This window comes from Ligilactobacillus sp. MP3, assembly GCF_024436335.1.
Taxonomy (GTDB): Bacteria; Bacillota; Bacilli; order Lactobacillales; family Lactobacillaceae; genus Ligilactobacillus; species Ligilactobacillus salivarius.
The window spans coordinates 1-16,230 of record NZ_JANFQI010000017.1; the positions used below are offsets into that span (position 1 = coordinate 1).

The 16,230-nt window shown below is 33.9% G+C and carries 9 protein-coding genes and 1 pseudogene; 4 read left to right on the forward strand and 6 right to left on the reverse strand.

The features are described from left to right. The coding region (locus NOU10_RS08890) for a YSIRK-type signal peptide-containing protein (RefSeq protein ID WP_255906627.1) at positions 1-7,375 on the reverse strand (7,375 nt) is incomplete at its 3' end. 225 nt (positions 7,376-7,600) lie between these two features. On the opposite strand from NOU10_RS08890, the gene NOU10_RS08895 reads away from it, so the two are divergent. Together NOU10_RS08895 and NOU10_RS08900 are read left to right on the forward strand one after the other, a co-directional pair. Continuing rightward, complete coding sequence (locus NOU10_RS08895) at positions 7,601-7,837, forward strand: hypothetical protein (RefSeq protein ID WP_255906628.1); 237 nt, start codon at positions 7,601-7,603, stop codon at positions 7,835-7,837. Positions 7,838-7,866: 29 nt separating this feature from the next. After that, positions 7,867-8,397, forward strand: coding sequence for a DUF4256 domain-containing protein (locus tag NOU10_RS08900; RefSeq protein ID WP_255906634.1), 531 nt, complete (start codon positions 7,867-7,869; stop codon positions 8,395-8,397). 175 nt (positions 8,398-8,572) lie between these two features. Here NOU10_RS08900 and NOU10_RS08905 read toward each other — a convergent pair whose 3' ends face one another. The 3 genes from NOU10_RS08905 to NOU10_RS08915 form a co-directional block, all read right to left on the reverse strand. Continuing rightward, positions 8,573-9,388 carry a MetQ/NlpA family ABC transporter substrate-binding protein gene (locus NOU10_RS08905; protein WP_255906629.1) on the reverse strand — a complete coding sequence of 272 codons (816 nt, stop codon included), beginning with the start codon at positions 9,386-9,388 and terminating at the stop codon, positions 8,573-8,575. A 69-nt stretch (positions 9,389-9,457) separates the two neighbouring features. Next, positions 9,458-10,144: a methionine ABC transporter permease gene (locus tag NOU10_RS08910; protein WP_003700817.1), complete on the reverse strand. Its 687-nt coding sequence runs from the start codon at positions 10,142-10,144 to the stop codon at positions 9,458-9,460. Then, positions 10,137-11,195, reverse strand: coding sequence for a methionine ABC transporter ATP-binding protein (locus NOU10_RS08915; protein ID WP_161022833.1), 1,059 nt, complete (start codon positions 11,193-11,195; stop codon positions 10,137-10,139). Before NOU10_RS08915 ends, NOU10_RS08910 begins: the two co-directional genes overlap by 8 nt. A gap of 469 nt (positions 11,196-11,664) precedes the next feature. Between NOU10_RS08915 and NOU10_RS08920 the strand changes: the two genes are divergently transcribed. Continuing rightward, positions 11,665-12,189 (forward strand): hypothetical protein, encoded by a 525-nt coding sequence (locus tag NOU10_RS08920; RefSeq protein ID WP_255906630.1) that lies wholly within the window; start codon positions 11,665-11,667, stop codon positions 12,187-12,189. 58 nt (positions 12,190-12,247) lie between these two features. Here the strand turns inward: NOU10_RS08920 and NOU10_RS08925 are convergent, their stop codons facing one another. After that, complete coding sequence (locus tag NOU10_RS08925) at positions 12,248-14,347, reverse strand: putative ornithine decarboxylase (RefSeq protein ID WP_255906632.1); 2,100 nt, start codon at positions 14,345-14,347, stop codon at positions 12,248-12,250. A 311-nt stretch (positions 14,348-14,658) separates the two neighbouring features. Between NOU10_RS08925 and NOU10_RS08930 the strand changes: the two genes are divergently transcribed. Beyond that, the gene (locus NOU10_RS08930) at positions 14,659-16,014 is read left to right on the forward strand and encodes an FAD-dependent oxidoreductase (RefSeq protein ID WP_255906633.1); all 1,356 of its coding nucleotides are present in this window, start codon (positions 14,659-14,661) and stop codon (positions 16,012-16,014) included. A gap of 56 nt (positions 16,015-16,070) precedes the next feature. Here the strand turns inward: NOU10_RS08930 and NOU10_RS08935 are convergent. Continuing rightward, a pseudogene (locus NOU10_RS08935) lies at positions 16,071-16,230 on the reverse strand (3-hydroxyacyl-CoA dehydrogenase); the annotation flags it as partial.

Sequence of the window (16,230 nt, forward strand, 5' to 3'; positions counted from 1 at the left end):
CAGTTATAGCTGGATAGCCATGTGTTCCAAATACAATCTCATTTGGAATTTGGTTCTCATTTACTATCTCATACTTATCTTTATCTGGATTAGTAATATTAGTTTTTACACTTTCAAATGTTTTACCTGTAATTTCTCGTATAGAACCAACCACTTTTCCAGCTAAATCATCATCTACATAAGTGACAGTTGTCTTTTGGTCAGCTGCATCATAATACATCTCGTATGATACAAAATAAGTTGCCGTTGAACCATCATCAGAAATTTTACTAATTTTTCCGCCCAACTTATCATCATTAACTGTAATAGCACCATTCTCAGATATCGAAACCACTTGTGCAGGAATCTCTTCCATACCTTGACGAATTACATATCCCTGAATTTCTGGACTAGAAACAGTATCAAACTTATTATTTTCAACTTTCCAATCATGATTCCAAACGTATTTACCTGTTACCAAGTCTAATGTACCAGTTTGAGTAAATGTTACCCTACTTCCGACATCAGTTATATAATCATCTGCAATAGAATGTTTATCATTGTTACTATCAACATAAATATAAGAAATTTTTTCTCTAACAGAAAGCCCGCCCCCAACAACGATTTTCTTATGAGATAAATGAATAACAAATTTGTTATTTGCATCATCTGCCTGATATTTAGTTTCCTTATTAAAATTATTTTCAACTTGATAATTTTTAGACTTCAAGTCATTTAATTCATTATCTAAATCAGCAAAATTAATGATCGTACCATATTTACCAGTGGCAGATGTTGTAAATATTTCCTTTGGTTCGCCATTAATAGTAGTATCATTATCCACAATTCTTAATACTGCATGTTGATCATTAGGAGTATATACAATATCAAAAGTTGAATCTTCACTTTCCTCAGTTATTCCTTCTACCATTGGAGCTCCTTGTCCAGGAGTATAACCACTTGGTGTTGCAACAATATCTTCTGCTTGTACAGCTTCAAAAGTTGTTCCATTCTTAGGTAACCATGGATCATAAGTAACATTCCCATTTAATTCGTCAACAGTTGCCCAACGTTGGAAAAGCAATTCTTGTTTCTTTTCTCTAGTTGTACCGTCTGGCATATGAACAATTATTGTTCTAGTAACTGTATGGTTCAAATCATCCTTACCAACACCAGCTGGATATGGTCTAATTGGATTATCAGGATTATGTCCTGTATTTGCTTCATGCGGATCATTTGGATCAACTCTAACCGTTGTATGTTCTATTGGAATTTTAAGCTCTGGCGTTCCATCTGGGGTTAAAGTAATTGTTCCAGGAACCACTTTATCAGGATCATCTGGATACTTATATTTCCAACCCATTGGAGGTTTGATTGGATTACCCTTTCCATCAGTTACTGGAACAGTCTCGCCTGTTTTACCAGTAATTGGATATTGTGGTTCAACAACATTTCCATCTCCATCTACAAAGACAATTTTAATAGTTCGATCTTCAGCATCATATAATACAGTCAAGTTCTTTGCATTTTGTGGCTTTCCTTGAATATCTTTTATTGGAGTCACTTCAGGTACTATTGGCATTGAAGCGTGATATCCCTTAATCTCAGGTACCGTAAATGAAGCAAAATCACCACCGCCTCCATCTTTAGCTACCCAATTACTATAAGTAACTGCAGTATTAGCTTGATTATTATCAGCTAATTTTACTAAATCTATTGTTGCAGTTCTTACATAAGGAACCTTCTGCACAACATTCTCAATCAAGTTTCCATTATCATCAACTGCTTGCTGTCCACTGACATCTGTACCATTACGGTAAACACCTTGATTGTATTTAAAGTCAACTTCACGACTAACCGTAGTATTTAAATCTTGCTCACTTATACCACTTGGATAATTATGTTGATAGCCATCTGGAGTAGTAAGATTTTCATCACTACTATGTGGATCATCAGCTGTAATTACTACTTTTTTATGTTTCAATAAAACTGTCCAAGTTTGTGATTTAGATGAATCATAGTATTTATCACCAGTTTGATCGGTGAAACCATCATCAACTAACTCATAGCCTTTTTGTTCTAAAGTCTTAATCTCATCAGTAGTAGTGTAATCAATTTTATCACCATGAGATCCATTCAAAGTTTTAGCAAAAATTACACCATTCGCATTGTCTTGATCCAAATAATTTACCACGACTGAAGTTGTATTTGGCACATAGATTACATATACATCTAAAGTTTTGTCCTGTCTATTTGGTGTCAACGCATCTATGGTAGATTGGACCGGCTTATAATTATCAATTTCTGGAGAAGTTACCTCTGTAAATTGATTGTAATTTGGAATTATTGTTGTGACTCCATTCTGCGTAATTTCTGATTTCACAGCTTTCCAAGTTCCCAGATAGTTAATATTACCTGTTACTAAATCAATTTGTGCATCTTGATAATAAGTTATCATCTGAATTGTATCACTAAGTCCATTGACTGGCTTTCTGCTAACGTCTACTCCATCAATTTTAGTTCCTATTGCATATACGTAATGAATAATTCGTTTAACAGTGCTAATACTATCTTTTGAATCATACGAATTCTTAGGATAGACTGGACTATTAGGATCAGTACTATCTACTTTTTGCCCTTCTTGTGGCTTAGTATTAGGGTTAATATTAGCCCATTGATGTTTATAGAAGACATATTCTTCAAAATTACTTGTAGTTACTTGCACTGTTCTACCAGTGATTATGGTTAGAGTATTACCATTCATATCAACTGCTGGCTGATATCCATATTTAGTTAAATCATAAGGTGTAACATCTCCAAATTTCGCACTTGTAGTATAAGCACCATTAACCAAAATTTCGAAAGCAGAACTTGCATTAGCTGTATCGCTGGTATATGGAATATAGTCTTCCCCAGCTTTAGGGACTAACTCACCATTGACTGATTCCATCTGACTAGGCTTGTAATAGCCTAGAACATCTCCCGTAACTTTATCAATTACTTTATAACGTGTAAACGTAATTTTATCGGTAGTAATATCTGGATAAGTATCCTTATTAATATTCGCATTAGCAGCATTAATTAACGCGTTATTCTCATCTTTATCATGATAAGTGATTGTACGTGTAACTACTTTATTTTCTGCACTGTATGATATTGGGTCGCTTACATACAAAGTAATTATATTTTTACTGTTATCACTATTAAAGTTTGCTGGTACTTTCAAAACATAATTTCCTTCAGTTCCAGGTTCATCTGTAAAATCAACAAAGTTACCAGTTGTTACATCATAATAGTTAACTCTATTAAGAATATAAGCGTTAGGGACTAGGAAATCATGAACTTTTTTAGTTAAAGCTTCAATCCCACCATCAATCACATCATCTGTTTTACCGTTCATAAATGGAATTGGATTATCAGCAATCCACTTCTTTTGTGTCGTATTATACATTCTATATGACAAGTTTTGACTATTTGGTGTGTACGCAATCGTCTTATTTAGATCTATTTCACTTCCAGTATTAGCTAGAAATTGATTATCAATATTAAAATTAGTATTGCTTTTCGCATTAGTTATATCAAGTCCATTTGCTGTATAACCCGGCAAACTAGGAATTGCTGTAACTCCTGGAATTACAAAGTTACCGTTACTATCAACCGTTAATGCTTCACCAGTTTCATCGTTTACTACGATATATTCCTTCTTTCCAGAAGCTTGATGAGTTTTACGTGTAACAGTATATGTTACGGTTGTTGGAGAAACTTTCTGCCCATTAACAACAATAGCGTTATCAAGGTTGGTACCTCCAGCTTGATATTTAGCAGAACTAGAGTCATAGATATAATAAACATTTTGTGTTACTTTCTTAGTTTCTGTAGTTACAATTTCTGATAATTCAAATTGCACAATATCCCCATCAAAATAGTACCTAACTAAACTATCAAATTTTGCTGCATTATTTACATCATCTTTATTTATGATAATTAATTGTGGCGAGCCTGATACCTCGTATCCTTTTGGAATCATATCTGCTGGGACACTACTTGCACTAAAGTCACTACTTTTAAGGGTATCAACATTATCTGAATAAGTTTTTGTCATCGCTGGAATATCAATGTACTTGTCAACCCCATTCTCATCTCGATAATGTAGTCGTGCTGTAACAGTCGATGTTCCTTGAATCTTAATTCCACTATTATTGACAGTAAATGGTGAGAAATTATCTCCAGTAAGAGCAACTTTAATATACCCTATCTTTCCAGCATCTTCTTTGAAAGTTGGATCTGTCCCTTTAACAATGAAACGTCCTACATAATCTTGGCTAGGAATTGTCTCATTAAATACAACTATAATTGATTTAATTTGCGACCAATCTGTTACTTGATCAGCAGGTATATATCCTTCTAAATTTATTTGTGTACCCTTAACTGAAGAATTTGGTAAGTCTTGTGTATTAGTTGAGTATAAAATAGTATACGCATTTTCTGATAAATTACCATAACTCTTATCGTATACAACTGGTCCTGATAAATGAACATCATAGCTACTTGCCCCATCACTCTTTTGTGGTAAATCTATTAACAATCTAGCTGCACTAAGATCATTACTATCATAGTTGGCGATATTAAGGTAGTAACTTAAAGTGTTATCTCCCTTATCATCACTTGTACCTACTAGAACTGACTTAGGATTTTGATTCCCTTGTGATGTTACCGGTACATAAGTGATAATTTGCTTATCAACCACAAAGTAATTTCCATAAATCGTATTTAGTTTATATAAACTTCCAGGAATACTACTTGTCATCACATTTCCAGTATATTGATTTACTAAATCTGTAACATTCGAACTTGTATATTTTGTATTGTAATTAATTAATCCTGTTCGAGTATACATATATACATCATACGGATATTTGCCTGCAACTGCATCTGGATCCATCATAATAAATATCTGATTAGTGGATTCATTTCGAGTATACAAACTATATCCAGTACCTGTGTAATCAAACTTTATAACCTGTCGTCCATCAACTACGTAGGTTGAATATTTAGGAACTACTACTTTTCCATTATCATCTTTTGTTTTTATCTGCACGCCATCCCAACCACGAGAGTAGGAAAAATACTTGGGCAAAACATAATAAATAATAGGCTCATAGATTCTATCAGTTGTATATCCCGTTCCATACCAGTGAGTATCAAACTTTCCATAATAGTTAGGATCTGTATTTTTTGGATTATACATTGTTTTAGTTTGATATCTCCATGCACCAATTGATGCCTTCAACTGATCCAATCCTTGAACTTTTTGATCAATACTAAGCGTATGGTAGGTATTGTTATTAAAGTCTGGTGAAAATACCGCTAACTTAGTCGTTAATACTGTATCAGGCGGAATTACTGCCATGGTATTCATTGCATCTGATAATGTCCCTAATGCTTCAAAAATATCTGGATCATCTGCTTGTCTGTTTCCGATATTATCTTTAATAATATTATCTACAGCACCGCCATATTTTGTAGAGGCACCTACTTCTACATAATTAGGTATTATATCTACTTTAAGAATGTATTCACCTGTTGGTACAAGAATTGTCTCTCCTGCATTAACTACACCTGATAAAATTTTGCCACTCTTAGTTTCAATATTATATGCATATGATGTGGTTCCTGGACGCATAGTATTATTGATTCCAGGAGTCTTTACCCCAGTTACATCTAATCCATCTGGGAATGCTGCATCGATGTGCAAACTATTTGTGTAACTAATAGCGGTAGAATTTTGAAATCCAAAGTAATTTACGACTCTAGTTGGCTGACTTTGAGTAAATTGCTTAGCTGTATTGTTTCCAGCTATTACTACTTCAAATTGACCGTCTTGAGGAGTAAATTTAGGGCCAACTAAAGTTACTGTCCACGGATTATTAACTTGTGCGGTTAAATCTTTTTCTCCATCAGTAGTTCTTATTTTTTGATCAACAGTAATTAATCCATTTGCACTGTAATCTCTTTTACCAAATGGCTCTATTGTTTGTATAAACTTACCTACTAAATGATAACCTGTATCGTACTGGTAAAATTGACTTCCTGAACCAGCCGGAATTGTAATAATTACATCACCGCCAGCTTTATCTTGAGTGAAAGTCACGCCGCTGTTAGATCCTAGCTTGCTAGCATCCATACTTGCTTGAGGATCAAGGAGAAAATTGCCAGGTACTGGAACTGTAATTGTTGTTCCTAAGTTTTGAGTATTATTAACCTTATTTGAACCATAACCATTTTCTCCTACCCCTGTAGGTTGATTGATGTCAATTTCAAAATCATATCTTGTATCTACTCGTAAATTCTTTACATATTTGGGATCTGGCTTAACTTGACGAATAGTTGGGGCCATAGAGGTTTGAACAGTTGAAGTAAATTCCAGTGGATAATTATTAATTACCTTACTTGGATCATCACTATTTTGATAACTCCAAAATATTTGTCTCTTAATTGGACCATTTGGATCCAAATGATTTGAAGAATTTACATTAGGCTGTCCAGTATAATTATTGCCATCTGGAACTACTATCCTAAGTCCGTCTGTAACTGTATATGATCCACTAGATATTACTTTATATACCTTGTATTTTTCTCCATCAATGATTTCATCAGACTTAACAACTTCAGCTTGACCACCCAATCTTTCAGGTGTATAAGCACTATCATCAATTCCAAAGCTAGTTACTGGAACTTTAATAGTATAGATATCCCCTGGTTGGAAGGTACCCGTTAATACTATATTTAAATCCTTTCCAGCATCACCATCATTACCGACAGTTGTACGATTGATTGACAAAATAAAGCCGTTAACATCTGTTGAAGAGGTTGTAGTATGTGTTGGTATAGTAACTGGTCGTGTTCCATTTTGCATGCTTGATGTAGCTTTATTTTCATCAAGATTTTCTGCACTATTCATAGTTGCATTATTTTCTAGTTCTACAGTTGTATAATTAGAAACTTGATTATTTTTATTACTTGTACTTTTTTCACTAGTAGAAGTAGTAGCCGTACTTGTTGCAGTTGATGTTGTATTTGTTTCATTACTTGTTGCGTTGTTGGTAGTACTTGAACTGGTAGATGTTGTATCTGTTGTACTTACATCTGATGTTGAAGTCGCACTTGTTTTTAATGTTAGCGCCTTCTTTTGGATTGATGTAGCACTACTATTTGTACTTTCAGACTCTTGGACGGCATCTGTTGTATTCGCAGAAACTGTGTGATTATCAAAAACAATAAATGTCATTCCCAAAAGAACAGAGACTGTCCCTATTGATAACTTTTTCAAGCCATAAACTTGCTTCTTATCATAAAATTTTTCTCTTCTTAATTTTATATTTTTCCTTCCTAACATAAACTCGCCCTCTAATGAATTTTAAAAATTCACCTTTCACTATTATTTGTTCTAAAAAATCACAAATACTAATAAAAAATTAATAGACCACACACCATATACCCATTTATATTTTACCATATTCATTTATTATTTTTCTTGTTTGTTTACTGTCTATTATAGCACTGCTTCATAAGTTTGATATAATATCTCATATCAAGTTTGTAAAGGATGATATTTTTTATTATGGATAACTTAAAAAAGAAAGCTACTATCGCTTTTAGCATTCTTCTGATATTAACTCTTATTTGTATTGGCATTTCTGCATGGTTAGTTATTAGTGGGGCTAGTGCTGTCGTTACTTTAGTGATGTTTTTCATTGACTTTGTTGTATTATGTGCATTATTAACAATAGTATTTACTGCGTACTTCTATAAGAAACGTATGAAACAACTAGAAAAGCAAGAAAAAAAACATAGGTAAACTGTTATGGAAAAATTATTGATAACTTAATCTCAAAAGATGACTTATTTAAAACTTTAGAAGATCGTTTTAATAAAAATATTTATCGCCATCCTAATATAAAATGGGATGAAATCGCGTCTTTATTAGAAAATGATTCCGAGAAGATTTCTAGCTTATCCTACCTTGAAACTAGTGGGGGAGAACCTGATGTTACTGAGATCAATAACCAGATTGTTTTTATTGATTTTTGTAAAGAATCTCCTAAAGAACGCAGAAGCTTGTGTTACGACAAATCTGCTCGTGTTAGTAGAAAAAAATTCCCACCTGTTTCTAGTGCTTGTGAAATTTGTAAGCAATGGCAAGTGGATCTATTAACCGAAGATGACTATCTTTCACTACAAGAAATTCAAGCGGTCGACCTCAAAACTTCGAGTTGGTTGCTTACACCTGACAAAATTCGTCAACTTGGTGGTGCAATTTTTGGTGATCGCCGTTATGATACAACTTTCGTTTATCATAATGGTGCAGATTCCTACTATGCTAGTCGCGGCTTTAGGGCTAAATTAATTTTAAAATAATTCCATTTTCCACATTTGGACACAGGACCAATTTTCTAATTTATGCAAATCAAACGTTTACTTGTATAAATTAGAAAATTGGTCCTGTGTCTAGATTCGACTTTTTCCAAAAAAAGTAAAAAAATTACTGGACCCCAATCAATTGAGATCCAGTAATTTTTACTAGTTCTTGATATTATTTAGCTGGAAGTACTCCACCTTTGAATTCTTTCTTAATCCAGTTTTGTGTATCATCAGATTGTAATACTTTTACTAACTTCTTGATAGCTGGTTTGTTCTTGTCAGCCTTACGTACAGCAATGATGTTAGCATATGGAGAGCTCTTCTTTTCTAGAGCAATTGCATCTTTAGAAGGATTTAAACCTGCTTGTACAGCATAGTTAGCATTGATTACGTAAGCAGCGTCTTTACCTTCTTTGTATAAACGAGGCATTAACTTAGCTTCAAAAGAGTGCTTGAATTTTAAATGTTTCTTGTTTGTAGCAATATCATTAAAGTTAGCTGTTTCAATATTTGTGCCCTTCTTTAATGTAATTAATCCTGCATCCTTAAAGATTGTCAAAATACGACCATAGTCAGATACATTAGAAGAAACATTGACCGTTGCACCATTTGGTAAATCTTTCAAATTCTTATACTTCTTGGAGTATACACCGATTGGTTCCAAGTGAATATTACCAGCTGAAACTAATGTACCGTTGTTCTTCTTGTTCCAGTTATTTAAAAATGGTGTGTGTTGGAAGTAGTTAGCATCAATTTCCTTGTTAGCCAAAGCCTTGTTAGGAATAATGTAGTCGTCATACTTCTTAATCTTTAAATCGATGCCTTCCTTCTTTAATTCAGGCTTTACATGTTCCAAAATTTTAGCATGGGGAGTTGGAGATGCCCCAACTGTTAAAGTTGTATCGGCATTTGCCTTAGAAACGCCCGTAAATAAGAAAGCAGCTGCTGCAACTGATGTAATTAAACCAAAAACTGTTTTTTTCTTCATAATCCATTCACCTCATAATTTTATTTTTCTATAAACTACCTTTTTGATGTAGAGTTTAACATCCTTTAATTAACGTTTATCAATCTTCTTAACTGTTGAGTCGCCTAACCATTGGAAAACAAACACGATTAAAACGATAATTACAGTTGCGACTAATGTTATCGCATTGTTGTAGGATTGGAACCCATCAGTATAGGCAAGTTGTCCTAAACCACCAGCACCGATTGCTCCAGCCATGGCAATATAGCCAATCAATGCAATTGTTGAAACTGTTATCCCTGAAACTAATGCAGGTAGTGATTCAGGAATTAACACTTTGTATAAGATTTGCCATTTGTTAGCTCCCATCGCTACTGCTGCTTCAATAACACCTTTGTCTACTTCATGAAATGCAATTTCAACTAAACGAGCATACATTGGAGAAGCACCAATAACTAAAGCTGGAATTCCGGCCTTAGCTCCTGTAATTGAGCCAACCAAAACTTGTGTTAATGGTAACAGTAATACGATTAAAATGATAAATGGGATGGAGCGGAAAATATTAACAAATACTCCAACAATAACATTCAAAATCTTAACCGATAATTTATCGCTACCTGAAGTTTCAAATAATAGCAGACCTAATAATAATCCTAAAATTGCGACGATAGCGATTGATACGACTGTCATCCAAATTGTTTCCCAAGTTGCACTCCACATATCTGGCCAGTTAACATTCTTAAACTGGAAATATGACTGTATACCTTGATTATTCATTACTTATCACCCTCACTTCCACTCTTAAAGTTTCAAGGAACTTCAAAGCTTCTTGAATATCTTCATCGCTACCAACTAACTGAACAAATAACGTTCCAATTGTTCGAGCTTTGTCGGCCAACTGATGAATTGATCCTTCCAAGATACTTAACTGCACTTCTGGAAATTGTCTGACCAATTCCGAAACTACTGGTAATTGAACTTGGTCTCCATGGAATCTCAATTCTATTAATTGACCATGTGGATATTTTTCTAAAAGTTGATTTACAACTTCCTTAACATCAGGAGTATTGTTTGTATCAACTTCTGCATTAACAAAACGTTTGGTTAAATCTTGTTGAGGATGAGTAAATACCTCTGAAACAGGACCTTCTTCAATAACTTTACCTGTTTCCATTACTGCCACCTTATCAGCTAAACGTCTAATAACGTGCATTTCGTGAGTAATAATTACAATTGTCAGATTTAACTTTCTATTGATATCTTCAAGTAAATCCAACACTTCTTCGGTAGTCTGTGGATCTAAAGCACTAGTAGCTTCATCTGAGATTAAAATTTCAGGATCATTAGCCAATGCTCTTGCGATACCAACTCTTTGCTTTTGTCCCCCAGATAATTGGCTAGGGTAAGCATGTAATCTATCGCCCAATCCTACTAATTCTGCTAATTTCTTAGCTTTATCAATTCTTTTGCTCTTAGGAACTCCTGCAATCTCTAACGGAAAAGTAATATTTTCCAAAACTGTTCGTGACCAAAGTAAATTGAAATGTTGGAAAATGATTCCGATTTTCTTTCTTTGTTCACGCAAGTCTCTTCCGGCAAGATTATCTACTCGCTTACCATGAATAAGAATTTTACCTTCCGTTGGTTTTTCTAATCCATTTAACATTCTAACTAATGTACTTTTCCCTGCTCCAGAAAAGCCGACAATTCCAAATACTTCACCGGATTTGATTTCAAGATTTACATTCTGTACAGCCTTGACTTCATTATCAGCCGTTTGGAATGTCTTTGAGATGTTTTCAAACTTAATTGCTGGTGTATCAACCATCTCCTATCAACCCCTTCTCTAAAAATAAAAAAGCGGTTCTCACCCAAATATAAGGGCGAAAACCGCGGTACCACCTTAGTTCGTTGTTAATTAAAACAACCTCACTAGCTTAATAGCTTAAATTATATCGTATTCTAACGGAGTAATAGCTTACACTATTTACTCTAACTCCGAGACCATTCTCACTGACTCCGTATACTTCCTTTCACCTTACGAAGCTCTCTTATAATACTTCTGTCAGATCTCTTCTCATCATCGTTTATTATGTCTTATTCAATTTGTACTTAGATATTAACGTGCTTTTTCTCATTTGTCAATAAATATATGAGAAAAATCTAAGAAAAAATTTAATTTAATGTAAATGTTTAAATTAGCCCAACTAATTAATAAATTTATTTTTGCTTGGAAAATCCCAGCAAAGTGATAATATTAAGTTGCTTAATTTTGAAGTAAGAAAGGAGTAGTTACAATGGAAACAAGCCATATAGATTTGGCAATTTTAAATTGTGCTGCAAATAATATATGCTTAGATGCCGATAGAGGTGAGGCCTCAACCTTTATTTATTGTTTTGATTCAATAGCTACACAAATTGCAGCATTACTAGAAAAACTAGGTTTTACTACTGAAATAAAGGAACACAATAGTTATGTAATAAAATCTATCGAAGGCACTATGGTAAAACTAAATATCGACTTTACCACACCTAAGCAAAATAAAATTACCTCTTCTCTACCAATAGAGATATTAACAGCAACAGAAGCTAGAAAGTTAGCTGATGACAATAAAGTTAACGCTGAAGCTATCAAAAGCATAGAAAAAGAGAGAAACAAGGGTTTTGAAACACATGATGTTAGATTTCTAACTTTGGATAGAGATAAAGTCCATCTTAATTCTGGATTTTTAGACTACCTTCTTAACACAGAGGTAGGACCATATGCAGATGATAAAACCGTTACTTTCAAAATTAAAAATCGTTCTGCTTATGATTATTAATAGGTTTAAGAACAATTCGATAAAATAAAAAGCGACAAAAAATGTCGCTTTTTACTATTTACAATACAAATCCTTGAGCTTTGGTTACTCCAGCATCTTTATTTAAGTAAACACCTTGTATTTCCGGATCAAATCCAGGAAACTTATCAATAGCTCCCATTAAAATTTTAAAGTAGTCCACATCAATCTTTTGCCATCTTTCACCCGGAGCTACAATAAATACCCCTGGTGGATATGGTAGTGCACCTTCAAGAGCTATTCTTCCTTCAATCTCATCTAAGTCTACTAACTCTCCTTCATTCTTCATGAATAACTTATCTGCTTCGGCAGGTGTCATTTCATAATCTTGAAAAGTTTTCTTTAAGAATAATTCCTTTTGAAGTTTATAAATCTCATTTTTAGCATAGTATTCATGCATTTCTTGGCAAAGTTGTTTAATTGTATAACCTCGATAGCGTTTAGGATTTTGTTTAACTAATCGTGGTAACACCTGTTCCAATGGTGCATCGCGCAAGTAATATTCTTCAAATTCTAAAAATGAGGTTAACAGTGCTTCTAAATCAGCATCTCTTTCTCCAGGAGTTAGCAAGAATAATGTTGAATACAAATCAGACTTACATGTAATTACTCTCTTCTCTATTAAATACTCTCCAATAACTTTTCCAGGTATTCCTGTTTTTTCGTATTTACCAGTTGCTAAGTTAATTCCAGGACAAACCACAGTTAATTTTAATGGGCTAATGATTGCTTCATCCTTAGCTATTCCTTTAAATCCATGCCAATCATCTGTTTCTTCCATCTTCCAGTAAGATAGGTTATCCATTAATTCTTGTTCCGATTTTTCATTTATTTCTTGGGCATTTAAGGTCTTAAATAATTTAGATTTTCGATTCAAAGCTTTTCTAAATCTTATTCCCTTCTTCATAGCTTCTTCCCACCATTTTTTAGGTGCTTCACCCTTAGCCAAAGCTGTATTCACTGTCAATGATGCATAAATTGGATAGGAATAAGAAGTTGTTACATATTTCAAATAAGCATTATTGAAATGTTTATGGTCTACATAACGTTTTTGTCCTTTAATATGTGCATCTTTCTTCAAGATTTGCGAAGTTTGAGCTAAACCTGCTTGTTGTTTATGGATAGATTGTGTCACTAAAATTCCAGGATCATCAGCTGTATATTTATATTGTAGTGGTGATAGTTGCTTCATGATATTTACAAATTGTTCGTAACCACCCCAAGCACAGTCAAAGAGAACATAGTCACAAAGTTTTCCAATCTTATCTAATAGCCACTTTGCATTATAGAAAACACCGTCAAATGTTTCGAGTTGTAAGACTGCCATTCTAAACGGTCTTTTAGCTTTAGCCCTTTCTGGATCAACTTTAGCAATCTCATCTCTGATTTTTTCTTCATCTAAGTCATCGCTAATTACTGGACCAATTAGTCCCAAAGGATTACGACTTGTTGGAAGATATACAGGTTTAGCCCCAGTCATAATAAGGGCACTATTGTATAAAGATTTATGATTATTTCTATCAAATAATACTAAGTCTCCTTCTGATAAAACAGCATTTGCGCAAATTGTATTTGAGCTAGTTGTACCATTTGTTACATAGTACACTTTATCAGCATTAAATGCTTGCGCTGCTTCTTGTTCAGAATCAAGTGGCGTTCCACCATGAGTTAAGGTGTCGCCTAATTCTGCCACTGTGTCACTTACATCAGCTCGTAACATATTATCTCCAAAGAATTTTTTAAATACTACACCAGCTGGATGTTTTTCATAAAATTGTCCGTTATGATGTCCCGGAGTTGTATAACTAACAGGATTTTCATCAGCAAAATTGATTAAATCACGCAAAAATCCAGGTACATTTTCTGTTTCATACTGTTGTGCCGCTTGAGCTACCTTACTTTGCAAATCCTCTTTTGATAAATCTTCACTAGCATCTACCCAAACGATTGGAACTTGTAAACCATCCTTTTCCATTAACTCTTGTGCCTTTTGAAATGCAACTTCATCTGCTTTAGACAACATAAAAGCTGCTAATTCGGCTGCTGTAATTCCACTATAAATATTACTTGGTAACCATGGTAGTGGTACATACATTTCTGTTGTTGAAGTTGTTCCTATTTTTAATATTTTATTTTTCATTTCTACTTTACCTCATCGTATTTTATCTGTTCCTGCTCATTTAATTGTAAGACTTAAATTTAGAAATTACCAAAAAAATTAGGCAGAAAATTTTGACTATTATCATAAATTTTGCAACGATTTATCAAATCGAGTCAGATTTTTTGATTCGATTTCCGTAATTGAGTCAAAAAAAGTGATTCGATTTCGAAATCGTAGCAAATCGATTTGATTCGAAAAAAATAATAGTTTGTGCAAAATTTAACTTGAAATATTGTGAAAACGTTCTATAATTAAATAGTGTAAAATATATTTTGAAGGAAGATGATTTCATGAAAGTTATTGTTGTTGGTTCATCACACGGTGGTTACGAAGCGGTTGAAGGTTTATTAAAAGATTATCCTGACGCAGAAATCCAATGGTATGAACAAGGTGACTTCCTTTCATTCCTATCTTGTGGCATGCAGCTATTTTTGGAAGGCAAAGTTGATAGTGCTGATAAAGTACGTTATATGACTCCTGAAGCCATTCGAAGTCGTGGTGTAAGTTTGTTCGAACAAACACAAGTAATTGCCTTACATAGTGCAGACCACGAAATCGAAGTTAAGGATTTACAAACAAGTGAAGTTAGAACTGAAAGTTATGATAAACTAATTCTCAGTCCTGGTGCTGTTCCAATGGAATTAAACGTTCCTGGTAAAAATCTTGAAAACGTCTACTATATGCGTGGCCATGATTGGGCAGTTAAACTTAAAGAAAAAGTTCTTGATAACAATGTTAAAAATGTTGTTGTTATCGGAAGTGGATATATTGGTATCGAAGCTGCCGAAGTATTTGCTAAGGCAGGTAAATCTGTTGAAGTTCTAGATATGTTACCACGACCATTAGCTACATATCTCGATAAGGAATTGACTGATGTAATTGAACCTGAACTTACTCAAAACAATGTACACGTTCATGGCAATCAACTCGTTCAAGAATATTTAGGCGAAAATACCGTTACTGGTGTGAAAACGGATAAGGGTGAATATCCTGCAGATTTAGTTATTGTTGCTGCTGGTGTTAAACCAAATACAGCTTGGCTGAAAGGCGAACTTGCAATGTATCCAAATGGAATTGTTAAGACTGATAACTTTATGCGTTCAAGTGCGGATGATGTATTTGTAGTTGGCGATGCAACATTACTTAAATACAATCCAGGAAATACTTTATTGAACGTCGCTTTAGCAACTAATGCTCGTAAGCAAGGTAGATTTGCAGTTAAGAATTTAGAAGCACCTCTCCATCCTTTCCCTGGAGTACAAGGAACTTCTGCATTATCAGTATTTGATTATAAATTTGCTTCAAGTGGATTGAATGCCACAACTGCTCAAAAATTAGGTAAGCAAGTACGTTCAGTAGTAGTCGAAGATGATTTCAGAATGGACTTTGTTCCTAAAGAAGAAAATGCTCATGTTTGGTTCAAATTGACTTATGATCCAGATACAAAAGCTATTTTAGGTGGTCAAATTCTTTCCAAGCATGACTTAACAGCTTATATCAATGTTATCTCACTTGCAATTAAAACTAAGCAAACAATTTATGATCTAGCTTATGAAGATTTCTTCTTCCAACCTGGCTTTGATAAACCTTGGAACATCTTGAACTTAGCTGGTTTAGCTGCTGAAAAACAAGAAGATGAAGATTAAAAAATAGTATCAGAAGAAGTGATAATATATCCTTCTCTGATACTATTTTTATGCTTTTATACCTTCAAAAAATCTGCTGATTCATAAGCTGGATGTGGATACTTATAAAATCCTTCGCCAGCTTCAATGCCGTAATGACCTTCATCAATCATTTGCTTCAATTTATCAGCAATTGCTTTAGCTGCTGCATCTTCAGCATGTGCAGTCAACTCACCT

What these genes read in the sequence shown, in the direction of transcription:
- NOU10_RS08895 (WP_255906628.1), top strand. Translation starts at nt 7,601, where the DNA reads ATGGATAACTTAAAAAAGAAAGCTACTATCGCTTTTAGCATTCTTCTG.
- NOU10_RS08905 (WP_255906629.1), bottom strand. Translation starts at nt 9,388, where the DNA reads ATGAAGAAAAAAACAGTTTTTGGTTTAATTACATCAGTTGCAGCAGCT.
- NOU10_RS08910 (WP_003700817.1), bottom strand. Translation starts at nt 10,144, where the DNA reads ATGAATAATCAAGGTATACAGTCATATTTCCAGTTTAAGAATGTTAAC.
- NOU10_RS08915 (WP_161022833.1), bottom strand. Translation starts at nt 11,195, where the DNA reads ATGGTTGATACACCAGCAATTAAGTTTGAAAACATCTCAAAGACATTC.
- NOU10_RS08920 (WP_255906630.1), top strand. Translation starts at nt 11,665, where the DNA reads ATGGAAACAAGCCATATAGATTTGGCAATTTTAAATTGTGCTGCAAAT.
- NOU10_RS08925 (WP_255906632.1), bottom strand. Translation starts at nt 14,347, where the DNA reads ATGAAAAATAAAATATTAAAAATAGGAACAACTTCAACAACAGAAATG.
- NOU10_RS08930 (WP_255906633.1), top strand. Translation starts at nt 14,659, where the DNA reads ATGAAAGTTATTGTTGTTGGTTCATCACACGGTGGTTACGAAGCGGTT.